Raw genomic sequence first — 23,233 nt, forward strand, 5'->3', positions numbered from 1 at the left:
TATCAAATATTCGGCATCCCGATAACTCTTTTTAAATTCTCTACTAATCTTAGTGCTTCCTATTTTAAGTTTTTCTAAAGGTTTCTTTGGTAGATTCCTGTTAATAACCACATTAAAGGAGTCAATTTTCCATGAATATATTATTGGCGGAGGACGATGTAAATTTAGGGGAATTAATTGTCTATATGTTAAAAAAGAAGGGAGGATATCAGGTAGAGTGGGTGATGGAAGGAGAAGATGCCTATGATTACGCCAGCTTTTCTCACTATGATGTCCTAATAATGGATTGGATGATGCCAAATGGTGATGGGGTATCTGTGTGCAGACGGCTCCGAAAAAATGGCTATTCCGGTGCGATTTTGATGTTAACGGCGAAGGACACAGTTCAAGACCGAATTGAAGGCTTGGATTCCGGTGCAGACGATTATCTTGTTAAGCCCTTTGAAATAGATGAGTTGTTGGCGCGGCTTCGTGCTCTTTCACGTCGCAACTATGCCCCAATATTGGAGGAAAAAACCACTGTCAATGATTTAGTCTTTAATCGTTTAAGCCAGACCGTTCGTTTCAGGAATAATGAGATTCAGCTTAGTCCGCGGGAATTTCAGCTGTTAGACTTATTGATTCAAAATAAGGGACAAGTTTTGCCGCGCGAGCTTATTTTGGATCGGATATGGGGCTTAGATTCGGAAGTAGCTCCGAAAACGATTGATGCTACGGTGAAGTTAATTAGAAAGAAATTAGACCGCTTGGGGAAGCAAGATTTACTTCATAGTATAAGAGGGGTGGGCTATAAGATTGAACCATAAAATTAGTTCATTGCTTCGAGGATTTTTAAATATGAGCGAAAGGGATGTTTTTACCCGTACACGAGGCCGATTAACCCGAATTTATAGTGGTCTGTTAATCTTGTTTCTTACCCTTTTTATTTTAATTGTTTATGCGGTTCTCCATGTGACCATCCTTAAAAATCAGGAGCATGAACTTCAAACATTAGTAAGCCAAGAAGCGAATTTTATTGAAAAAAACTTTTTGAAAAATAATTCGGACGGTCTCCATGATGTTCAAAATCAAGAAGTGATCTTTTCAGGAGTGAATCAATATTTTTACTACGTCGTGAGTTCAAACGGAGAATTTGTTATGGGGAATGAGGCGGATCATCGGCTGCGACCAGAATTACTTAGTCTTGTGAAGAGCCTAAATCCAACAGGGATGGAAATTCGAAAGGAAACCTTGCGCATACAGGAGGGCCTGCATGGAAAGGGAATAAGGGGGGAGTTTCACCCGCGAGAGGAAGCACAGGATCTGCAGTTGATGATTGCAGGCCAGCCGCTCTATAATAATGGCCAATATATTGGCAAGTTGTTTGTAGGAAAAGATATCTCATTTACCTACAAGCTATTTCATTGGATTCTCATTATCCTTGTCATTCTAGGAGGGGTATTTTTTGGAGGGGCGTTATGGATCAGTGTGCTGATGTCGAAAAGGGCGATGGTTCCCATCAGTGGAGCGTTTGCAAGACAACGCGAATTTGTGGCTGATGCCTCTCACGAATTGCGGAACCCATTAAGTGTGCTGCTATCCTCTATTGATGCCATTGAAATGACGATGGAACCGAATAAAGAGGAGATGTCAGGAAGGTTTCTTACAAATATGAGGCAGGAAGTGAAACGGATGACTCGGTTAGTCAGTGATTTACTAACGCTTGCACGTTCGGATTCGAACAAGATTGAACTCAAAGCGGAACTATTTGACTTCCGCCTTTTTGCGGACAAAGCAATCGAATCGGTACAGCCGCTAGCTGCCTCAAAGGAAATTACGTTAACCTTGACTGCCCCGGAAACGCTGAAGGTTGTGGGGGATTCGGAACGATTATCTCAGCTATTATATATTTTATTGGACAATGCGATTAAATACACCCCAAACGGTGGAGATGTTAAACTAACCATTTCTGAAGAGGTGAATACGCTTGGCCTCGAAGTAGAGGATACAGGAATTGGAATCAAGCAGGTGGATTACCAGCGAATTTTCGAACGTTTCTATCGATCAGATAAATCCCGCTCACGCCAAATGAGTGGCCATGGTCTCGGACTCTCCATCGCCAAATGGATCGTAGAAACCCATAACGGCACCATTAAAGTTTCCAGCGAAATAGGAAAAGGAAGCAAGTTTACGATCCGAGTACCTAAAATTCGGTGACAGGCACCGTTTGTGGACAAATGGGGCGTTTTGTCCTCCTCAGACGGACAGTCGCTTCAATGATAATACAAGTAAAAAGATACCCAAGAAAAGTCTTTGGGTATCTATGGCGGTGAAGTTTAAAATCAAGCTTCCAATCCTCCTGCTAGCAGTTTTTCTTTTTCCACTTCCATTGCCGTTACGATGTAAGCAAATCCGTTCATAAGAAAGTAAATAACGTTCGATTGAACCCGTTCCGTTTCTCCTAAATAAGTATTAATAATGATGATGAAGGAATATAAGACAACAAAAAATAAGGCGATTTTATTGAAGATGGCCATTTTTTAACAGCTCCTTTATTTAGGATTCCTTATTGTTATCATATTTATTAAGTGCTGGTCTTATGCAATCCTTAATATTTAACCTGATTGATTTGATATAATTGGGGAAATAAATCATAAAATTTTAAAAAAAGAGGGAGACGCCATGATCCAATTTGAAAATGAATACATAACGGTGTTTCAAAGTGCTTTATTTCAAACAACTTGTACGGTGGTAGATGCTAAGGATTTTGTTCTTGTTGTGGACCCAAACTGGCTTCCGCACGAAATCGAAGAAATAAAACAGCATGTAAATGGGATTAAAGGGGAAAAGGAACTATACCTTCTATTTACGCACGGTGATTTCGACCATGTCATTGGCTACAAAGCCTTCCCGGGTGCCAAGGTAATTGGAAGCAATGGACTAAGGGACCACCCAAATAAGGAACAAAAAGTGTCCTTAATCCAGCAATTTTATAATGAAAATTACATTAAAGCACCTTATCCAATTGTTTTTCCGGAGGAAATCGATATTGTCATCGAAGAAGACGGTCAGAAGTTAGTGATTGGCGATACCACGATAACCTTCTACCTGTCGCCGGGCCATACGCATGACGGATTATTTACGGTCATCGAGCCGGAGGGCATTTGGATTACCGGTGATTACCTATCTGATTTCGAGCTGCCCTTTATCTACGACAGTGCAAAGGCATACGAAGCAACACTCCAAAAAGCAGAGCAGATTCTTGAGAAGCATAACGTTGCTGTTATGGTTCCTGGACATGGGCAGGCGACGACAAGTCAAGGGGAAATGAAGCGAAGAATTCAATTATCACAAGATTATCTAGAGAGATTAATTACAGCGGTTAAAAAAGAGGACCAAAAGGCTATGGGTGTATTGGAAAAAGAAATGCCATTCCCATCAAACTTCACTAAAACCTGCCACAAGGATAATATCGCCATTATTCAGAGGGAATATAAATAGCAACTAGCGGCCTATCGCCACTAATTAAATTCGACAAAATTCGGGTGGTGCCTGGCACCGCCCGAATTTTGTCACCTTTGGACAACTCCTCCAGTATAATAACGTATCTTTTATTGGAGAGGTGTTAAATGAAATCATTTTTTATTAAAGGAGGATCTGGAACGTCATTATTTGTGGTGGAGGGTGGAAATCCGCACGGGAAGCCAATCCTTTTTGTTCATGATGTATCGCAAAACCATCTTAGTTGGATTCATCAGTTTCAATCCAAGGAGTTAAATCAATTTCGCTTAATTGCTTTGGATTTACGCGGACACGGTTTTTCTGAAAAGCCGAAGGAAGGGTATCACAATCCACAAAACTGGGCGGATGACATCCAGTCGATTATTCATGCCTTAAATCTAAACAAGCCATTGCTGGTTGGCTGGTCCTACGGCGGACAGGTTGTTTTGGATTATCTTCAAATTTATGGGGAAGGGGATATCTCCGGTATTAACCTAGTGGATGTAGGAACTTCTTCGGGAATCTCTGGCGGCACCTATTATACTCCAGCCATGCAGGCCATCATTCCGGGACTCATATCCAAAAAAGCCCTTAATAGTACAAATGCTCTCAAGCAATTTGTAACACTTCTGTTTGCACAAAATCCAACAATGAACGATTTTTACTTCATACTAGGATATAACACAATGGTTCCTCCCTATGTTCGTGAAGCGATCATCACAAGATCTGTTTCCTATGATGAACTGCTTCCAACCATTCAACTGCCGGTTCTTCTTATCCACGGTGTAAAGGATAAAATTCTTAATCCGGCACAGTCTATTGAAAACGCACAGATCATACCAAACTCAATTCTTTCCCTCTATGCTTATGCCGGGCATTCTCCCTTTTGGGAGTCAGTGGATAAATATAATCAAGATCTCAGCGCTTTTGCGAACGGCAGGAATATGTAATAAAAAGAAGACAGTAGCCGTCCTGATTACTGTCTTCTCTAGATTCTTATACCCCAATGAAAGTCAACGAGCGGCGGAGGCCTTCCAGGGCAAAGCTACTTAGATAATTAAATACAAAGAGTGCGATGATAGGCGAAATATCAATCGGACCAAGAGGGGGGATAAACCGCCTGAAAATGCTTAAATATGGTTCAACTAGTTTGCCAATCCATCCGCCAATCTTGGAGGAGTGAAAAGCCGGAAACCAAGAACCGAAAATAGATATTAAGATCAGCCAATAGTATACCTCAAAAAGAGTCTGTCCAAATTGAAAAATGGTTAAGCCCAATTTTAATTCTCCCATCTATAATAAATTTAATGAAATTCTATAACTTGTACGATACATAGGTTTATACGATTATATTCTTATTTGGTTTCAATATTTTCATCCTGTTCATCGTAAAAGGCCACTTTTCTCGAGTAAGGTGAAAAAGCTGCCCTTTAAGAGATGATCAGGCAGCTTTCTCTAACATTTTTATCTATAACAGCAATCATTATTCATCTTCCGTATAAGCTTCCGTTGTCGTATCCCTGCAATCCCAGCACTCAGCTCGAGTCCTTTCCAAAATTGACAATTCCATTCCACAAGAAATGCAAATATCCATAGGTTCATATGCCCCTTTCCGGTGAGAATGTTTTAAAACATATTTATATATATTCAAAATATTATGAATTATGACGTTGTGAGCTTGTATAAAAATAAAAACGCCCTGTCCCTACCCAAAATAGGTGATTCGACAAAATTCGGGTGGTGCTTGTTACCACCCGAATTTTGTCGAATGAGGCCATACAAAAAAGCCGGCAGTACTGCCGACTTTTCATTAGGGGTTAACATGATTTATTTTTCGAGCATGAGTTGCAGGATGAGCTGGTCGGTTTGTCGGGTTCCTTCGTTTCCGAGTTTGCAGAAGCTTTCGATGCTTTTTTCTACGTCGTCGTGAATGAAGCCGTCGGTTGATTGGATTGCTTGGTTGTTTAGTGCCAAAAGGGCAGATTGAACGGCGACATTGGAACAGGTTGAGACTTTCATTGCACAGCCTGCTTTCGCACCGTCACAGATCATTCCCGAAACATTGCCAATCGTATTTTGGATTGCTGCTTTAATTTGGGGAAGGCCGCCGTCAAGCAGGTACACAATCGCGGCGCTTGCTCCCATACCGGCAGCCGTTACGCCGCATAGGGCGGACAAACGGCCAAACTTGGATTTGATATGAATCGTAACCAGATGACTAAGGGCAACCGCACGAATCATTTTTTCCTCCGAAACTTTTAACTTCTCTGCAACAGCAACCACTGGAAGGGTAACGGCAATCCCTTGATTTCCACTCCCCGTATTGGCCATTACTGGAAGGGTGGAACCTGCCATCCTTGCATCAGACCCTGCAGCAGCCAGTGACATAGCGGCAGTAGCCAAATCATCTGATAGATATCCTTTTTTTACATTTTCCTTAATGGTTCGTCCAACATTCAACCCGTACTCTCCGGAGAGTCCTTCAATCCCAATCTTCCGATTTAATTCGATACTCTTTATTACAAGATCAAGGTCATGAGAGTCAATAGTAAGAAGCCAATCATAGACTTCATCAATGGTAAGCTCTTCTAATTCTTCCTCATCGGTTTGAATCCCGATGTTTTCACAGCCGCCAAGGAAAACCGTTTTTCCATCTACCTCGATTAGGGTGATATTACTGTGATTATCAGATATAACCACTTTTGCTGTCTGCTGATCTGTTTGTAAAACTACTTCTATATACAGTCGTTTCGGTGTATCTGCCTGTCCGGTTGTAACTTTTCCCGCTTCAATCAGCTTTAATGCAAGCAGCTCATCTTCTGCTGTCAGTCCATCAAGAACCTCCAGCTTCTTATCAGGGTCTCCTGCTGCTGCTCCAAGTGCTGCAGCAAAATCAAGACCTTTAGCCGACATCCCTGGAATTCCAACCGATTTCGCATTCTTAATAATATTTCCGCTCGCATACAGATGAATCTTTTGGATATTGCCCTTTGCATAGCTTTTCGCCGTCGCCGCAGCCAAAGCAATTGCAACGGGCTCCGTACAGCCAAGAGCAACCACTAACTCCCTCTCCAAAATCGACAAAATCTTATCCTTTCCCATCCCCGCTCACCCTCCGCTTTCCCAATCAACTTTTCCTAAATTCTATCATACCGGCAATCAAAAGCTATTAGGTATTTTTTGGGGGGCGTGGATGTATTCGACAAAATTCGGGCGGTGCCTGTCACCGCCCGAATTTTGTCGAATATAAAGCACCTCTTTTTTATTTCTCAAATGTGACTTCTTCTCCGTAACCGAGGGGGATGACGGCTGTTTTTGGGTAGTCCTTTAATAGCTTTTCTAGTTCTTTGTCTTTGTCGACCATGAAATCAACAACTGGAAATGCATTGAGTAATTGGGTTAAGGCTTCAGGTGATGCGGCGGTTTCGTTGGTTGGGAAGGTATGGCTCGGTATGACGTAATGAACGTCTAACAGTTGTTTTACCGCATAGGCTGCTTCCCTTGGTCCCATTGTAAAGTGCCCTGAAGAGGACAATACTGCAATTTCAGGCTGATACACGTCCTGAATTAACTTCATATCGGACATTAAGGCTGTATCCCCTGAGTGGTAGACGGTATAATCATTTTTAAAATCAAAAATATAGCCGGCCGCTTCTCCCGCATACACAGGAGTACCTTCTGTTTCCCTATAAGAGGAAGTGTGTTTCGCCTGGACCATCGTAACATTTACATCATCAAAGGAAACAGAGCCTCCTAAATTGATTGGCAGTACATTTTTAATCCCTTGCTGTAGAAGAATCAATGCCAGCTCATATTGTGCAACAATCATTATTTCAGGTTTATGCTCAACGATCTTAGACAGCCCACTTGTATGGTCAAAATGACCGTGGGTTAGAAAAACACAGTCAACAGATTGATAGAACGCAGCGGTATCCAAATCCGGCGGAAACCCGGGATTTAAATCAAAAAAGGGATCAGTCAGATAGTTTTTCCCTTCCTTACTTTTAAAAATATACATAGCATGGCCAAGTCTTTGAATTTTCATCGTGAGACCTCCTATTGGGAATAAGACCAAAACTATTGTATTTTCAGGATGGGTAATTTAGAACCTATGGAACTTTGCGAAACCCTCGCTATGCATCAATAATCCTTTGAAAAAAGTAGTTACCTATTTTCTATATAATTTAAACTAAATATGTTAATATTCGTATAAAGAAACAAAGAAAATAAGGAGATGTATGTATTGTTCCTTGCAGAACTTCACTCAGAAGAGCGAGAAGCATTTCTTGAATTAGCTAACTTAATTGCCGCGATTGACGGGAATCGATCTATATTTGAAGAAACTATTTTAACTAAATATAAAAAAGAAATGGAACTCGAGGATTATCAATTGAAGGGCCTTGCCATCGAGGATATACTCAAGATATTCAAATCGGAACGTTCCAAAAATATCGTCTTAGTTGAACTTTTTAAATTAATCTATTCAGATGGAGTGTTTCATCATCAAGAGAGCGAATCTGTCCAAATCATCAAGAAATACTTCGGATTTGATTCGAATGAATTCGCAAGCTTCAAGGATTGGATTATAAAAATTAAAGAATTATCATTTGAAAAATAAAAAAGAGCTTGCCCCAAGCTCTTTTTTATTTGTAAAGTTGCTCCTCAGTCCGCCGCCATTTTCTTAAACCAAACAAGCCCTTTTTTCCTTTCTGATTCACAGCCGCTAAACCTACAGCTACAAGTAGAAGGGCCACAATTGTATTAACTGTTATATGTTCACCCGGTAGAAACATCACGGATAAAATGGTCCCGGAAACGGGTACAACGAACTTATAAAGAGAAACCTCTCCCGCTTTATTATACTTGAGCAAAGAAGTCCACAAGGCGAAGGCCGCTGCGGATAAAAATACAGCATACCCCAATAGAAGCCATGCATTCGCGGTAAATTCAAAAGCGTGTGGTCTAAGATTTGGAACCCCAACCACGAGCATGATCAACGAACCAGTGAACATTTGCCATCCGGTTAAAGCAAACGGATGAAGATTAGCAGACAGACGTTTGGATAAAAAGGTACCGAAAGTACTGGCTAATCCGGAAAGAAGCATAAATCCTTCTCCATAAAACGAAAAATCCAGTGAGGCATCCTGTCCCCAATTGGACAGCACAATACCGCCAAAACCAGTAATCAACCCAAAAACCTTCCGCCAATCTAAGCGATCATCCTTATAAACAAAATGTGCTAGAAAAACAACGAAAAATACACCGCTGGAGTTTAAAATCGATGCCTTCATCCCCGATGTATGGGCTAATCCATTATAAAAAAAGAAATAACTTAAACTCGTTGTAAACAGCCCTAAACCAATAATGGCTGGCCATTGCCGCCAGTTTACTTTGAGCGCCTTACGATCAACGCAGAGCATGAAAAACAGCAGCAGTAATGACGACATCATGAAACGGATTCCAGCAAAAACAATTTTTGCTGATAAATCGTCTTCTGCCATGCCAAGCTCATCATAACTTAGTTTTAAAACCGGAAAGGCACTCCCCCATAAAACCGAGCAAAACACGGCAACCACGACGACCCAATATTTATTTGTAAAAAAACGTGAATAGCTCTTTTGCTGGTTCATACTAGTCCACTCCGAAATTCAGTCTATGACTCTAGTTAGCCATTATACACGAGACTGAAAGGGCTTGCACTAGTAATTAGTAATAGAGGAATAATGATATGATAGAAATAAAATTATTTTGGAGGATACTTATGGGCTATATTGAAGAATTGCGAAAAGTCATCGGCACCCGCGCGATTATTTTAGTAGGCGCAGTAGTGGGCGTGATCAATGAACAAGGAGAAATTCTTTTGCAAAAACGGCCGGAGGGCATCTGGGCGCTTCCGGGCGGGCTCCTGGAATTAGGGGAGTCCGCTGAAGAGGCAGGCAAAAGAGAAGTTTTTGAAGAAACAGGAGTTGAAATTGGTCATCTTCAGCTTGTAGATGTTTTTTCAGGAGAGCAGTATTTCAGAAAGCTGGAAAATGGCGATGAATTCTATCCAGTTACAATTGTATATACTTCAAATAATATTAAAAGCAGTAACATCAAAGTGGATGGGGTGGAATCGCTTGCTGCTGGATTCTTTCCGATACGAGAATTACCAGATGAGACCAGCCCGTTAGTGCTAAAGCTGATTCAAAAACTAAATATAGGTCAATAACGACACTAATAAACGGCTAGGTGACAGTTTCATCCAAAACAGGTCAAAATGTCTATATATCGTCAAAAACAGAATTTCTTACTAGGCTAATAGTATTTATGAAAAAATATTCTAACAGATTAAAAATTGTTTACAAATGTGTTACTTAGGTCAAGTGGTAGATGGGAAAAAATAGCGGTAAAACCCCGATGTTATAATATTTACCGCTATTTCTATAGTTTGTAATAGAAAGCGTTTACACGACCACATATTCAATAAATTTACTGTATTACCACTTTGTGTGGATGTGCATGATTGTACTTTTCATTATTATATCTATGTATTAATAATGAAAGTAAGGAGTGCTTTAGTTGAAAAAAAATCTAGTAACAGCAGCTGCAACGGCCGGGCTTGTACTTACTGCATTTGGAGCCACTGCCAATGCACAAGAACCTACATACACAGTTCATCCTGGTGATAGTCTATGGAAAATCTCTCATTTACAAAATGTTTCGATCAATCACTTAAAAGAATGGAACAACCTTTCAAGTGATAAAATATATGTAAATCAAAAATTAACCCTTACCTACACCGTAAAACCTGGTGATAGTCTATGGAAACTAGCAAGAGCGAATGGTACGACTGTTAGTGAGCTGAAAAGCTTGAATGGCTTATCATCAGATTTGATTCGTATTGGCCAGCAATTAAAAATACCAAATTCAAAAACTAGTACTCAAGTTTCTGCTCCGACCCTCTCTGTTAACCAAAAATATGTGGTTAAAAAAGGGGACACGCTATCTGAAATTGGAGCTCGTTTTAATCTATCTGTTGTACAGCTTAAAAATATCAACCACTTAACATCAGACCGCATTCATGTAGGACAAACCTTAAGTGTGAGTGGTGCCCAAGCAACATCTGCTTCGTATAAAGTTTCTGAAGCAACTAGAAAAGTTACCAAATCCAAAGCGAAAGCAGCTGTGAAGCGAGTAGAGATCATTAAAAGTGTAGTGGCAAAATCGGAAGCAAAAACTGCGGTAAAACCTGCCGCGCCTTCAGAGACAAAGGTGGCTCAAAAACCAGCCGTGAAGTCCAGTTCAACTGAGACTCAAAAATCTGAAGGAAACACATATTCAAAAGAGTCTGTTCAACCAGCAGCACCATCGACATCAACAGCTATCCAAAAACTAGTTGAAAAGCCGGAAACAACTACGGTCCAAAAACCAGCAGAGAAGCCAGAAACAAATGTGACCCAAAAACCAGCAGCGAAACCACAAGCAGAGGCTACTCAAAAACCTGCTGTTAATTCCGCATCAAAGGTCCAAGAAGTAATTGCTGAAGCTCAAAAATACATAGGCACACCATACCGCTGGGGTGGAAATACTCCTAGTGGTTTTGATTGCAGCGGTTTCACAAAATATGTATTCGATCATGTAGGAATTTCAATACCTAGAACAACCAGCACACAATGGAGTGCAACTACACCAGTTGGTTCGCCAAGCGTAGGGGACCTAGTCTTTTTTGAAACCTACAAAGCTGGTCCATCACATGTTGGAATCTACTTAGGCAACAATAAATTCATTAGTGCAGCAGACCAAGGTGTTGTTATCTCCGACATGACAGTATCCTATTGGAAAACAAGATACTTGGGTGCAAGATCTCCTTATTAATGTAGCCAAATCTAAATAAATGTTGATTTATAGTACCTGCCTCTAACTGATATAATGTTAGGACAGGTACTTTTTTGTTATCAATTTTCAATAATGGTGCAACGAAAATTACGGATTTATAAAGGAAGTCGGAATACATAATGTTTAAAATCGGATTAGTCGGCCTAGAAACGTCTATAAAACAGATTTTAGATTTGGCAAAAGAATATAAACAGGAATTGGATTTCATCCCTTTACCTTATGTAGAGGTCGAAGAAGTAGAGAGAATTGTAACAGCACATCATTCCGATGTGCATGCGTGGCTTTTTTCGGGCCCGCTCCCCTATGAAATGGCGAAAAAAACATTGGGAACAGACAAAATAATGGTCCATGTTCCTGCTACGGAATCAGGTTTTTTTAAAGCCTTTTTAGAGTTGAGTGATGAACTAGGGAGATTGATTAAAAAGCTAAGCATAGATACGATGACAACAAACAACATCAGCGAGGAAGCTTTATCACAGCTTAATATAAATAAAACAACCGTCTATACAAAAACATTTGATTTAGATGTTAATACGAATGAATTGTTGCAATTTCACCTAGAGTTATGGAATCAAGGAAAAACTGAAGGAGCCTTAACTTGTTTCCCATCTGTTTGCGAAGCGTTAAGAGAGGAAGGAATTCCTGCCTATCGAATGTCGATGACGTTGATGGAAATACGGCAAACACTTCGAATCCTTTTGGAAAAAGTAAAGACCTCCTACTTTAAAGATAGACAAATTGGCGTTGAAATCATCGAAGTTGAATATTTTAACAGAGTAGCAGAGGAAATGAAAACCCCTTATCATTTACAGTACCTAGAGCTCAGACTAAAAGAAATGTTGATTCAACTGGGAGAAAAAATTAATGGGTCCTTTTCTGAGAAGGGGAACGGCCGATACATGATTTTTAGCTCCCGCGGCGCAATTGAACGTGAAATTGCGGCGCTTGAAGAAACCGTTCAAAAATTGGCATTCGAGGCAGAAACGACTGTTGCGGTTGGAATTGGCTTCGGCGAGACAGCTTATGCAGCTGAAATCAATGCGTTTCGTGCCATTCAACATTCTAAGGAAATGAAGAAACGCGAAATTGTTATGGTTCAAGATGATGGAAAAATTATCGAATCACCCGGCCAAAACAATGAATTACAATATGAAATCCGTTCCCAAAATGAAATCCTTATTGAAAAATTAAAAAAGGGAAATATCAGCGTTAAAACATATAAAAAAATCGTTGCCCTCATTCAAAAAATGGGGTGGCATGATTTTACAACAAAGGATCTAGCGGCACATCTTGAAATGACGGAGCGTAATGTGCGCCGAATTGTAACCGATATGTGTGAAGTTAAGTTGGCAAAATATGTTGGCCAGGAGGCCTATGCTACTCGAGGAAGACCAAGTAAAATATATCGATTGTTATAAGCATCCAGCGTTTTGGGTGCTTATTTATTTTGGCTTTTTTCAGAATACCTAAAGATTATCACATTCATAAAATTCAAAAAACTATTGAAACTTAATTCGCAAACCTATATACTTCATTTAAGGAATTTTTTCCTTAAACTAACCAAAAATAAAAAGGAGGTTGATGGACGTGTCCCAAATGATAATGATGAATGATTTAATCGAAGAGGTTAAGGAGGAAGTGGTTAGCTGGCGAAGATACTTACATATGTATCCGGAGCTATCCTTTCAGGAAGTAAAAACAGCCCAATTTGTTTATGAAACCTTAAGTACTTTTGGTGATCTGGAAGTTTCACGACCGACAAAAACCAGTATTATGGCTCGGTTAAAGGGGCCGCAGCCGGGAAAGGTAATTGCACTGCGGGCAGATATGGATGCGCTTCCAATTAAAGAGGAGAACGATTTTAACTTTGTTTCACGGAATTCAGGTGTCATGCATGCTTGCGGGCATGATGGACATACAGCGATGCTGTTAGGCGCTGCAAAGATTCTGACAAAGTTAAAGGGGCAAATAAGGGGGGAGGTTCGCTTTCTATTTCAACATGCCGAGGAGCAGCCGCCAGGCGGTGCCCAAGAAATGGTGAACGTAGGTGTCCTCGACGGAGTAGAATCAGTCCTTGGTGCCCATCTGGTTTCTACTCTTCCACTTGGGAAAATTGGTTTGAGTTATGGGCCGATGATGGCCGGAGCGGATACGTTTAAAGTTACCGTTTTAGGTAAGGGCGGACATGCCTCACAACCTGATCAAACGATTGATCCGATTGTGATTGGGGCTCAGGTGGTAACGAATCTCCAACATATAGTTTCAAGGTATCAGGATGCTCAGGAAACTTCCGTGATTTCAGTAACCCAGTTCCATGCAGGAAGTGCGATAAATGTAATTCCAAGTACGGTAACGATTGGAGGGTCCGTTCGATGTTTTAACCCAGACTTGCAGAAGAAGATACCGAACTTTATTGAACGGATTGTAAAGGGGATTACGGAAGCACATGGAGCCACCTATCAATTTAATTATCAGTTCGGTTACGCCCCCGTTATAAATGATGAGGAAGTTACGAGAGTAATAGACGAAACGGTTTGTGAAGTTTTTGGAAAAGAGAGCAGGGAATTGGTCAAGCCGATGATGGCAAGTGAAGATTTTTCTGCCTTTCAAAAAGTAGTACCAGGATCCTATGTTTCAATTGGTGCCGGTAATGAAGGAAAAGGGATTATCTATCCACATCATCATCCCAAGTTTACAATTGACGAACAAGCTTTAGAGGATGGAACGAAGTTATTGGTTCACGGTACTTTGAAACTATTAAATCAAAACGATTAAGGGGATGAGAGAATGAAATCCATCTATTGGCTAGCCGTTATTCCATTTCTTGGCCTTGTTGCAGGGGCTTTATTTACAAATAGAATGACTCCTTATGTGCTCGGAATGCCGTTTTTTCACTTTTGGATCGTACTCTGGTCTTTTTTAACAACAGGAATACTTGGAATTATCTATATTTTAGATCCAGCTAACCGGGAGGAGAATTCAAAATGAATATTGCTGTGCTATTCATCTTGTCATTTTTCGTCGTTTCTGTTGCTATAGGGATTTGGGCAAAAAAAGGGAAAGAGATGAACTTGGAACAATGGTCGGTGGGGGGCCGCGGAATGGGAACCCTATTGATTTTCCTTTTGTCAGCTGGTGAAATGTATACGACCTTTACCTTTTTAGGGGCAAGCGGTTCTGCCTATCGGGATGGGGGTTCGATTTTTAGCATCGTCACATATGGCTGCTTGGCAACGGTCATTTCCTACTTCGTATTTCCTGCGATTTGGAGGTATGCAAAGCAACACAAATTAGTTTCTCAATCTGATTTCTTTGTAAAAAAATATCAGAGTCCTTACCTTGGAGTCCTTGTTGCCGTGATCGGGATTGTGGCATGTATCTGCTACTTAGTACTTCAATTCAAAGGCTTAGGCTATATTGTGACGGCAACTTCTTATGGGGTCATCTCTTCTAAGGCTGCTATTTGGGTCGGGGCTCTTGGGGTAACCATTTTTGTGATGATTTCTGGTATTCACGGTTCCGCTCTGACATCGATTTTGAAGGATATTTTGATTCTAGGTATTGTGGTCTTTTTAGGAATTTATTTCCCTATACATTATTACGGCGGTATTCAACCGATGTTCGAGGCGATCAATCAAGCGAAACCCAATTTCCCTATACTTCCAGAACAAGGGATGAGCGTATCGTGGTATATATCGACTGTTATCTTAAGTTCCATTGGATTTTATATGTGGCCGCATGGGTTTTCTCCCGTTTTTGCAGCTTCGAGCGAAAAGGCTTTACGAAAAAATGCAGCCCTCATGCCCATTTACCAATTGATTCTGTTGTTTGCCTTTTTTGTAGGGTTTGCAGCCATTTTACAAACACCAGGATTAGAAGGAAGTGCAGCTGATTTAATCTTACTCAAGTTTTCCAAACAGGCATTTGACCCATGGTTTGTTGGGCTGATTGGCGGAGCCGGTGTGTTAGCTGCTTTAGTACCAAGCTCTTTACTATTAATGACGATTTCAACTTTGTTTGCTAAAAATATTTATCAGGTATTCTCTCCAGCCACAACAGACAATCAGATTGCAAAACTAGTAAAATATCTCGTTCCGTTTATCTCACTTGCAGCCATTTATTTGACTTTTAAAGGTGGAAATAGCCTTTTTAGTATTGCCATCATCGCTTACAATTTTATTACTCAACTTGCCCCAGCCTTTTTTGCCAGCTTGATGAAAAAGAATTTTGTGACGAAACAGGGTGCCTTTGCCGGAATTATCATTGGTGGTGTGTTAGTGTCCTTTATGGATTTAGGGAATATAAAAGTTGCCGGGCTATTCCCGCATCTTCCTCAAGCTATTAAAGACTTGAATGATGGAATCATCGCCTTATTTATTAATATTATCGTTTTATTAATTGTTAGTTTAGTAACAAAAAAAGCGGCATCAACCAAGCAGAAGGCTGAGGTTCTGGAGACGGTATAGTAAAGTATAAAAAATAATCTGTAGGATTCCTAAAAGGGATCCTCTTTTCTGTGAATATATCTCTCCGAGGGTGCTGGAAGGACAAAAAGAAGTGAGAAGAGGGCAGAAGTGTCTTTCAAGAGGTGCTGGAAGGACAAAAAGAGGTGAGAAGAGGGCAGAAGTGTCTCTCCAGATGTGCTGGAAGGACAAAAAGAGGTGAGAAGAGGTCAGAAACGTCTCTCCGATGTGCTGGAACGACAAAAGGAGGTGCAGGCTAGGCTGAAGTGTCTTTCAAGAGGTGCAGGAAAGACAAAAAGAGGTGTGAAATTGTTTGGATTGTAAAAAGAATCCATTTTACCGTAACCCAACATTGCTTGAAAAACCCCCAATTTGTAAAAGATCCATAGATGAAGCTGACCAATAAAGTTCCGAAAGCTCCAATTCTGACAATCTGGTCACTAATGATCACAATTCTTTTATAGGTCTCAAACGTTTCATCGAAGGTGGCTAATGTTATCCCGTAATTTAAAGCAAAGGAGGAACTCATAATGCCGCCAAAAAATAATGCTACCAATATAATATGAATCACCTTTAACCATTTCACCCCAAATGGGCCAAACTTCTTCATTACTAACCTCCTTCTATATCTATAAGTCCTATATAAGAGTAACAGGATTCCCAGGATTTTAAAAAAAGCAAGAGTTGTAATGCTGTCTAAGTCTTGGGTCTTATTTCCCCTCAGTATAGGAATCTAGTTCATTAGAAGGTTTGTCCTATTAAAAGGATAAGTTTACAATAGGATAGAAATAATTCTTCTAGGAGCAAACCAATGGATAAGAAAGAACAATTGTTATTGAACTATTATTATGAAAAGTTAGTTAATCATACGTTTGATGAAAAGGATGTATATGCGTTTTTGTTGTTGATTCGAAATCGCAGTAAAGAGATTCGCTGGATTCAGGAGCTGGCTGATTTGGCGGTGCAGCGTGAGCAGTATACCGGCTATATTAAGGAGTACCTTGTTGAAACAAGAAAGAAGTTTGAAAATCTAGGAAAAACAAAAGCGGCGCTTCGGATTGAAGACGTATTTTCCTTTAAAGAAATCAAAACCGGAATGAATAAAGCTTTGGCAGAGTATCAATTACCTGGGCTGGCAAATGAGCATATAAACGATTTTGTAACCTGTCTTATTTCCATCCTCCAACAGATTAAAATTATGGATGAGAACGAAAGAGAGATTGGTAAACTATTTTTCTCAGTCTCCAATAAACAAATTATTTTAATGGCGGAAATAGAGGTTACTCAAAATCTATTCAAGAAAACGAACGCGGTTTTTCCCGTTCTGACTACTAATAATAGTTACTTGGATATCAAAAAGCAGGACCGGTTTGATACCCCTTATTTGTTTGCAGACGAGGCAGTTGAAATTATCAATCAGGAAGGGAAAATGGAGATTATAATTCCGGATAGGAATTGCCCCTAACCAAAAAAGCCTAAACCATGGAGGAAATTCTTCCAACTTGGTTTAGGCTTTTTAACCATTCAGTGAATCATGAACCGACAAACATTTCTCCTTAAAATTACAGTTCTGACACTTTCTCGAAGGATTCATCTCAAACTGTTCAATATTCAGCGGCATATTTTTTACAGGATCCTCAAGGTATTTCAACATATAATAGATACTGTCATTCATTAAGGCTTGAGCGGATTCTATTTCGAACTCGGTTAATTTATATTCCTGGTGTTTGCCAGATAGCAAATATTCATTGCGAAGGATGATGTCTTCTATTGGAATATTGTGTTGTTTTGATAGAAAAAGGGCATAAAAGGCTAGCTGTTTGCGATCATCCTCTGATTCTTTCCCCGTTTTCCAGTCGACGACAATCCACTTTTCCTGACTCACATCTTTATAAACAAAGTCGAGTACAACGAACACATCGACACCATTAACCTCAAACGTTTGAAAATCCTCTGAATGCAAGACATGCATCTCTAGTTTTGTCAGAATATCTTGGTAGGTCTTGCTTGTGAAGAAGTTCTTCACACATAGGTCCAGCTTCATTTTCGCAGCGGCAATGGCATCCTTGCTAAGCCCATTTCCATAATAGATTTCATGGAGCATTTGGTATTGCTTCGGCTTGTTAAACCATAGCTGTCGATGCTTGGTGGAATCAAGGTAGGCCTTATTGAGACTTCGAGTGATCAAAGTAATCATCTCATCTTCAGTAAACAGGCTTTTGTCATTGAGAAACTTCTTGAGCTGCCAGTCAATCGCTTTGTGGATTAGGTCCCCCAATAGAATGGGGATGTTTTTGATATTTTTAAGCCGGTAGGCTGCTTTATTTTCATCGGGTGCTTCATATAACCAGCCATTATGAGATTCATAGTATTGGTGATAATACTTTCGCACACATTCCAGGAATGTTTTATGCCTGGAATTGGACCACGAAAATTCAGGAAAGTCCCGGTGAACGTACATGGGAGTTCCTCCTCCTATAAAGTGATGATGACCAATATATGGTTGTTATTGTAGTAGTGAGTTACTTCTAATGCGGACTGCTAGATTTCATGGACGAAAAAATTCTTTCAAAGCCTGGATGAAAGACAATTTCTGTGATTCAAGGTCAAGAAATGTCCTTCAAAGCCTGGTTGAGGGACTTTTTCCATGTTAAAAGGGAAGGTCATCATCAGTGATGAGTCCAATCGGTTTCTTTTCTTCCGAATTTCTTCGCCTGTACAAATTCCACCACATATTCACAGCCAATAAATGTATTATACATATGATATCATTTCTAGCTAGACTCTTGGAATGGAATTAGGTGTAAGGTAGCCGGTGGTTGGATTTGATAATTAAAAAAAGAAGCATTATTTAATGAAAGATTAGTGTATGAATACCTGAGAGAAAACAAAATTAGGAATGCCTAGGAGGGAATAATATAGCTCTATCAATAGATAAAGAGGTGAAAAGAATTAGTATATACTAATCAATCGTTTGGTTAAAAGTAGCTATCCAATAGAATAAAGCTTTTATCCGCAATAGCATATACTAATTAAACGTTTAGTTAAAGACTATTTTCCATGAACAAATTGCTGAAATCCCAAATATCAAAGAAAGTTATAAGTATAGCTTCTCCCACTCACTCAAATATATTTTTTCTGCTTGCTCAATCTCTTTTGGTAATCTTGTAATAAATTCCAAACTGTTCCCATCAGGGTCATCAAAGTAAATCATTGCGTGAGCTTGATTAGGAACAACAACTGGTTCTTTTGGTTCTTTCCCAAACTCCTCCTTTACCTCAATTCCACGTTCTTTTAACCAAGTCTTGGCTTTCTTTATATCTTCTAAATCAACATAAAATGCTATATGTCTCAACGATACATGATAAGGAATTTTTGATTCTGGACCTTCCCATAAACCAATCCAACTTTTTCCTTCTTCAATCCAAAAGAAAGCAACTTTATCATATTTTTTATAAAGTTTTAGACCTAACTTTTGATAAAATTCAATAGATTGTTTTAAGTTACTAACTGGTAAATGTGCCTCATATAAACCTTTTATCATGTCATTATCCCTCCTATAATTTTTGTTTTAGGTGAATTATTCTGACGTTTGATGGAAAAACAAATTCATTTAGTTAAATGAAAGAAGATTCAAGCGAGTAAGCAAACAGTTTCAAAGCAATCTTTTTCAACATCGGTTTATATAAAAAATCCACACGCCTCTTTAGTTTCTCTTCTTCAAGTTGAATGATTTTAATAGAATTGTCTTGGATTTGGCTGGTTACCATTCTAGGCAAGATGGATGAGCCAATACCTTTGCTAACAAAAGGGATAATGGATTCATTGGCTTCAAGATCAATTAATACATTGAAATCCAGGTTTTGATCCCTGCAATATTTCTCGAAGTACAAGCGGATATCACAAGGATGTTTATGAAGAATTAAGTTGTGCTGTAGAAATTCGTCTAGAGTAATTGTTGATTCACTAGCCTGTAATCCAGGTACTATAGCATCATATGGCTCCCAGAATAGTTCTTTACATTTTATATTATTTTTAAGATTACTAGTGTCCTGGACATAGGCAAAATCAATAAAGTCAGAATCCAACAGGTCAATTAATTCCTGTGTAGTGTCTTTTAACGTTAACTCTACCTTAAAGGATGAACCAATTTTACTTATCACACTTGGCAAAAAATAGCTTCCGATACTGGGAAGCGCCCCAATTTTAATTGTATTTTTACTGGAGAAAGCCTCCATAGATTTGGCCAGACTTTCTGTACCTCTTAGGATGACAACTGCTTTGTCATAGAAAAATTTGCCCGCCTTCGTAAGCTCGATGCCCGTTGTTTTTCGCTGGAACAACTGACAATTTAGTTCTTTTTCAAGTAAGGATAATTGTTTTGAAAGGGCAGGCTGCGAGATAAAGAGAGTTTTAGCCGCTTGAGTCATACTACCTGCCTCAACGGTGATAACAAAGTAATGAAGTTGAGCGAGTTTAAACATTCGGATCAAATCCTTGAAAAGTATTGGTAGTCATAGTGTATTACAAAACCATCCATTATTGAACCGTTAAGTTATATAGTCATAACGAATGGTTATGACTATATAACTTAACGGTATTATCTCCTGACTCGTGTTTGCAAGTAAAATGTTGATAAGGGAGTTGATCGTTATGAATTCTGACTTAATAACATTACAGCATATAATCCAGGCACACGGTCGGATTAAGCCTTACATCCGCCATACGCCACTAGAATACAACGGAGAGCTTAGTCGCTTATATGATTCAGATATTTATTTAAAACTGGAAGACCTTCAGGTAACCGGTAGTTTCAAGGCAAGAGGAGCTTTCAATAAGCTGTTAACATTAGAAAAAAATCAATGTGAACTCGGAGTGATTGCACCTTCTGCCGGCAATCATGGCATTGGATTGGCCTATGCTGCCCATAAATTGAACGTTCCAGCGTTTGTCTATTTGCCGTTTGATGTTGACGAGAGTAAAGTGAAAGCCCTGGAAAGCTACGGGGCAGTTATTACTTACTTTGATTCGATTGAGGAAGCGAGGGTGTCGGCCTTAAGAGCTGCCGAGGAAACCGGTTATACTTTCCTTTCGGCCTACAATAACCGCAGCATGATTGAAGCGGGAGGGACGATTGGTTTAGAGATTTTAGAAGATTTAACTGATGTTGACACCGTCATTACCTGTTTAGGTGGTGGGGGACTTACAGCTGGTTTGTGTATTGCTCTTAAATCAATAAATCCCAATATTAAGGTGTGGGGTGTTCAAACTAAGAACAGCCCAACATTTGCTGTCTGGCATCAAAATGGTGAAGTCTGTCCAGTTGATTTGCAGCCTTCAATTGCAGAGGGATTGAGCGGGCCAATTGAACCGGAGACGCTAACGTTTCCGATTATCCATGAACATATTGATCGAATTCTAACTGTAACCGATGAAGATATCATCGAAGCGATGAAATCAATGTTGAAGCATCAATACATTGTGGAACCCTCGGGTGCAGCGGGGATAGCAGCATTGAGACAATTAGGGGTAGAAATAAAGGGGCGTAAGATAGCGGTTGTGGTTACAGGAAGGAATATTTCGTGGTCAAGGTTTTTAAATTTAGTAAAATAGGGGGGATTTGTGATGGCGTTAGAAATGCGGAGTGTATGTGAAAAATGCAATCAACCAGTTCATCAGGAAGGGGAAGCTTATATCTGTAGTTATGAATGTACTTTCTGTCATGATTGTACAAAAGAGATGAATGGTGTTTGCCCTAATTGTGGCGGGGAATTAGTTATACGGCCGCGAAGGATTAGGAAGGATTAGGATATACTAATCAATCATTTGATTAAAAGCAGCTATTCCCATAGAATAAAGCTTTTGCCCGAATTAGCATATACTAATTAAACGTTTAGTTAAAGTGCATCTGACGTGAAAAATAGTCTTCGATGACAAGAAGACTATTTTTCATTGATTAACTGCAGTACTGCGGGAATATCAGCAGGTGCCCATTTCAATGAATCTAGATTTTCTCTTTTTAGCCAAATTAGTTTAGAGTGCTCTCTTGGTGTAGGGGAGCCCTCCACGACTTTGCATTTAATCGAAAGCAAATTTATGATAACTGTTTCATATTCATGGGTGGTGTCATTAAAAACCTTTTTCGATGTTTCAATCTTGCAATCCAATTCCTCGTCAATTTCTCTTTTTAATGCGGTATAAATATCTTCATTTACTTCTACTTTCCCACCTGGAAATTCCCACATATTTGGGGTCGACATTTGAGGTGACCGAAGAGCACATAAGAATTCACCGTGCTCATTTTCAATAATGGCAGCAACCACCTTTACTAGTGTTTTCATTACTATCCCTCCCAAATCATTTAATTAATATAATACCATTCTTAAATAGGAAGAGTGAAAAGCCTGTGAGCAACTGCAACAAGACAATTTGAGTAGATGGATGGACCATTCCGTCATTTAAGGTAAAAAATGAAACTATCCTAAAATCAATATGAACTTTCCATCGTCTCTGGATGAGCAAATAGAGGAGTTCGGTTTGATACAAGCAATACCAGAGATTACTTCATAGATTACTACAAAGACTACAACAGAGATAAATACTCTGCCGTTCTCTAAAATTGTTAATGCAAACAAAAGCAAAGCCTTGTGAGGTTACAAAAACAAAGTAAATTAAGCTTTTTCATAAAAATCTACTTTGACCCTGTCCTTTCTTAGCATTTTTCTTTATATAGGATTGTGATGGGGGAAGTATACCGATTATGATTGGTGAATGAAGGAATTTATTGAGGAGGAAGTTATGGATACTTGTGTACTAGATCCAGTTGTACAAGAAAAAAGAATTCTATATCTTGATTATCTTCTTTTAGCTGATGAGAGTGAGGAGGTAGTGAAGGAATACATATATGACGGTGAGATGTTCACAATTTGCCAGGATGGGATTTGTATTGGTGTTGCATTATTTACTTTCCTAGCCAATCAAATAGTCGAGCTTAAGAATATTGCAATCGTTGAAGAGTATAGAGGAAGAGGAGTAGGTAAACAAGTCGTAATGGAGGCTTATAAACTATACCAATCTAAGGGATTACAGAAAATGATCGTCGGAACCGCCAATTCTAGTATTGCAAACATTGCTTTTTATCAAAAAGTTGGTTTTAGGATGGTTGAAATTAAAAAGGATTTCTTTAAAAAGTATCCCACGCCCATTTTTGAAAATGGGATAAGGGCATTGGATATGGTGATGTTTGAGAAGGATTTAACTGAATAAAATCAGTATTTTTTAATGATGCGGCAGAAGGTGAAAGCGCATTTCTGGCTTACCGATTGTCAAAGCAAGGATTGCATCAAATGAATTTATCTCATTATCCATAAAACTACTTCATCCTTATTCACAAACAAAAATATATTTTCCTC

At 39.4% G+C, this 23,233-nt stretch carries 24 protein-coding genes and 1 pseudogene; 15 read left to right on the forward strand and 10 right to left on the reverse strand.

Annotated elements, in window-relative coordinates; all coding sequences use genetic code 11:
- Nucleotides 1-131: 131 nt before the first annotated feature.
- Complete coding sequence (locus RCG21_RS04950) at nucleotides 132-806, forward strand: response regulator transcription factor (RefSeq protein ID WP_133336723.1); 675 nt, start codon at nucleotides 132-134, stop codon at nucleotides 804-806.
- Nucleotides 796-2,196: a sensor histidine kinase gene (locus RCG21_RS04955; protein WP_308912916.1), complete on the forward strand. Its 1,401-nt coding sequence runs from the start codon at nucleotides 796-798 to the stop codon at nucleotides 2,194-2,196. Before RCG21_RS04950 ends, RCG21_RS04955 begins: the two co-directional genes overlap by 11 nt.
- Nucleotides 2,197-2,321: 125 nt before the next feature.
- Here the strand turns inward: RCG21_RS04955 and RCG21_RS04960 are convergent, their stop codons facing one another.
- Entirely contained in the window at nucleotides 2,322-2,516 is a 195-nt protein-coding gene (locus RCG21_RS04960) for a hypothetical protein (RefSeq protein ID WP_133336721.1), read from the reverse strand.
- 145 nt (nucleotides 2,517-2,661) lie between these two features.
- Between RCG21_RS04960 and RCG21_RS04965 the strand changes: the two genes are divergently transcribed.
- Together RCG21_RS04965 and RCG21_RS04970 are read left to right on the forward strand one after the other, a co-directional pair.
- Nucleotides 2,662-3,480 (forward strand): MBL fold metallo-hydrolase, encoded by an 819-nt coding sequence (locus RCG21_RS04965; protein ID WP_133336719.1) that lies wholly within the window; start codon nucleotides 2,662-2,664, stop codon nucleotides 3,478-3,480.
- 128 nt (nucleotides 3,481-3,608) lie between these two features.
- Complete coding sequence (locus RCG21_RS04970) at nucleotides 3,609-4,430, forward strand: alpha/beta fold hydrolase (protein ID WP_133336717.1); 822 nt, start codon at nucleotides 3,609-3,611, stop codon at nucleotides 4,428-4,430.
- 46 nt (nucleotides 4,431-4,476) lie between these two features.
- Here RCG21_RS04970 and RCG21_RS04975 read toward each other — a convergent pair whose 3' ends face one another.
- The 3 genes from RCG21_RS04975 to RCG21_RS04985 all read right to left on the reverse strand — a co-directional run bounded on the left by RCG21_RS04975 (nucleotide 4,477) and on the right by RCG21_RS04985 (nucleotide 7,525).
- Nucleotides 4,477-4,758, reverse strand: a complete 282-nt coding sequence (locus RCG21_RS04975; protein WP_235824850.1) for a YggT family protein — start codon at nucleotides 4,756-4,758, stop codon at nucleotides 4,477-4,479.
- 549 nt (nucleotides 4,759-5,307) lie between these two features.
- Nucleotides 5,308-6,582, reverse strand: a complete 1,275-nt coding sequence (locus tag RCG21_RS04980; RefSeq protein ID WP_133336714.1) for an L-cysteine desulfidase family protein — start codon at nucleotides 6,580-6,582, stop codon at nucleotides 5,308-5,310.
- 160 nt (nucleotides 6,583-6,742) lie between these two features.
- The gene (locus RCG21_RS04985) at nucleotides 6,743-7,525 is read right to left on the reverse strand and encodes a metal-dependent hydrolase (protein ID WP_133336713.1); all 783 of its coding nucleotides are present in this window, start codon (nucleotides 7,523-7,525) and stop codon (nucleotides 6,743-6,745) included.
- Between the two features lie 198 nt (nucleotides 7,526-7,723).
- Between RCG21_RS04985 and RCG21_RS04990 the strand changes: the two genes are divergently transcribed.
- On the forward strand, nucleotides 7,724-8,098 hold the full coding sequence (locus RCG21_RS04990; RefSeq protein WP_133336711.1) for a hypothetical protein: 375 nt from the start codon (nucleotides 7,724-7,726) through the stop codon (nucleotides 8,096-8,098).
- 25 nt (nucleotides 8,099-8,123) lie between these two features.
- Here the strand turns inward: RCG21_RS04990 and RCG21_RS04995 are convergent, their stop codons facing one another.
- Nucleotides 8,124-9,110, reverse strand: a complete 987-nt coding sequence (locus tag RCG21_RS04995) for a DMT family transporter (RefSeq protein ID WP_133336709.1) — start codon at nucleotides 9,108-9,110, stop codon at nucleotides 8,124-8,126.
- Nucleotides 9,111-9,241: 131 nt separating this feature from the next.
- On the opposite strand from RCG21_RS04995, the gene RCG21_RS05000 reads away from it, so the two are divergent.
- The 6 genes and pseudogenes from RCG21_RS05000 (at nucleotide 9,242) to RCG21_RS05025 (ending at nucleotide 15,824) form a co-directional block, all read left to right on the forward strand.
- The gene (locus RCG21_RS05000) at nucleotides 9,242-9,691 is read left to right on the forward strand and encodes an NUDIX hydrolase (RefSeq protein WP_133336706.1); all 450 of its coding nucleotides are present in this window, start codon (nucleotides 9,242-9,244) and stop codon (nucleotides 9,689-9,691) included.
- 1,307 nt (nucleotides 9,692-10,998) lie between these two features.
- Nucleotides 10,999-11,337, forward strand: a pseudogene (locus RCG21_RS33465) (C40 family peptidase); the annotation flags it as partial.
- A gap of 140 nt (nucleotides 11,338-11,477) precedes the next feature.
- Nucleotides 11,478-12,776 carry a hypothetical protein gene (locus RCG21_RS05010; protein ID WP_308912918.1) on the forward strand — a complete coding sequence of 433 codons (1,299 nt, stop codon included), beginning with the start codon at nucleotides 11,478-11,480 and terminating at the stop codon, nucleotides 12,774-12,776.
- Between the two features lie 178 nt (nucleotides 12,777-12,954).
- A complete protein-coding gene (locus RCG21_RS05015) occupies nucleotides 12,955-14,133 on the forward strand; it encodes a M20 family metallopeptidase (protein ID WP_372512744.1) in 1,179 nt (392 codons plus the stop codon).
- Nucleotides 14,134-14,145: 12 nt separating this feature from the next.
- Entirely contained in the window at nucleotides 14,146-14,346 is a 201-nt protein-coding gene (locus RCG21_RS05020) for a DUF3311 domain-containing protein (protein ID WP_026573727.1), read from the forward strand.
- Nucleotides 14,343-15,824 carry a sodium:solute symporter family protein gene (locus RCG21_RS05025; RefSeq protein WP_133336700.1) on the forward strand — a complete coding sequence of 494 codons (1,482 nt, stop codon included), beginning with the start codon at nucleotides 14,343-14,345 and terminating at the stop codon, nucleotides 15,822-15,824. Before RCG21_RS05020 ends, RCG21_RS05025 begins: the two co-directional genes overlap by 4 nt.
- A 253-nt stretch (nucleotides 15,825-16,077) precedes the next feature.
- Here RCG21_RS05025 and RCG21_RS05030 read toward each other — a convergent pair whose 3' ends face one another.
- The gene (locus RCG21_RS05030) at nucleotides 16,078-16,431 is read right to left on the reverse strand and encodes a hypothetical protein (protein ID WP_133336698.1); all 354 of its coding nucleotides are present in this window, start codon (nucleotides 16,429-16,431) and stop codon (nucleotides 16,078-16,080) included.
- Nucleotides 16,432-16,632: 201 nt separating this feature from the next.
- On the opposite strand from RCG21_RS05030, the gene RCG21_RS05035 reads away from it, so the two are divergent.
- Nucleotides 16,633-17,286, forward strand: a complete 654-nt coding sequence (locus RCG21_RS05035; protein WP_133336696.1) for a hypothetical protein — start codon at nucleotides 16,633-16,635, stop codon at nucleotides 17,284-17,286.
- Between the two features lie 51 nt (nucleotides 17,287-17,337).
- Here RCG21_RS05035 and RCG21_RS05040 read toward each other — a convergent pair whose 3' ends face one another.
- The 3 genes from RCG21_RS05040 to RCG21_RS05050 form a co-directional block, all read right to left on the reverse strand.
- Entirely contained in the window at nucleotides 17,338-18,282 is a 945-nt protein-coding gene (locus RCG21_RS05040) for a PD-(D/E)XK nuclease family protein (protein WP_133336694.1), read from the reverse strand.
- Between the two features lie 636 nt (nucleotides 18,283-18,918).
- Nucleotides 18,919-19,365: a VOC family protein gene (locus tag RCG21_RS05045; protein ID WP_133336691.1), complete on the reverse strand. Its 447-nt coding sequence runs from the start codon at nucleotides 19,363-19,365 to the stop codon at nucleotides 18,919-18,921.
- A 73-nt stretch (nucleotides 19,366-19,438) separates the two neighbouring features.
- Complete coding sequence (locus tag RCG21_RS05050) at nucleotides 19,439-20,305, reverse strand: LysR family transcriptional regulator (protein ID WP_308912919.1); 867 nt, start codon at nucleotides 20,303-20,305, stop codon at nucleotides 19,439-19,441.
- 169 nt (nucleotides 20,306-20,474) lie between these two features.
- On the opposite strand from RCG21_RS05050, the gene RCG21_RS05055 reads away from it, so the two are divergent.
- Both RCG21_RS05055 and RCG21_RS05060 read left to right on the forward strand, forming a co-directional pair.
- Entirely contained in the window at nucleotides 20,475-21,434 is a 960-nt protein-coding gene (locus RCG21_RS05055) for a threonine ammonia-lyase (protein WP_308912920.1), read from the forward strand.
- 12 nt (nucleotides 21,435-21,446) lie between these two features.
- On the forward strand, nucleotides 21,447-21,629 hold the full coding sequence (locus tag RCG21_RS05060; protein WP_133336685.1) for a DUF1272 domain-containing protein: 183 nt from the start codon (nucleotides 21,447-21,449) through the stop codon (nucleotides 21,627-21,629).
- Nucleotides 21,630-21,763: 134 nt separating this feature from the next.
- Here the strand turns inward: RCG21_RS05060 and RCG21_RS05065 are convergent, their stop codons facing one another.
- A complete protein-coding gene (locus tag RCG21_RS05065) occupies nucleotides 21,764-22,162 on the reverse strand; it encodes a (deoxy)nucleoside triphosphate pyrophosphohydrolase (protein WP_308912921.1) in 399 nt (132 codons plus the stop codon).
- Nucleotides 22,163-22,619: 457 nt separating this feature from the next.
- Between RCG21_RS05065 and RCG21_RS05070 the strand changes: the two genes are divergently transcribed.
- On the forward strand, nucleotides 22,620-23,087 hold the full coding sequence (locus tag RCG21_RS05070; RefSeq protein ID WP_133336681.1) for a GNAT family N-acetyltransferase: 468 nt from the start codon (nucleotides 22,620-22,622) through the stop codon (nucleotides 23,085-23,087).
- Nucleotides 23,088-23,233 lie beyond the last annotated feature (146 nt).

The sequence above is a fragment of the Bacillus salipaludis genome (assembly GCF_030938565.1).
Lineage (GTDB): Bacteria > Bacillota > Bacilli > Bacillales > Cytobacillaceae > Neobacillus > Neobacillus salipaludis_A.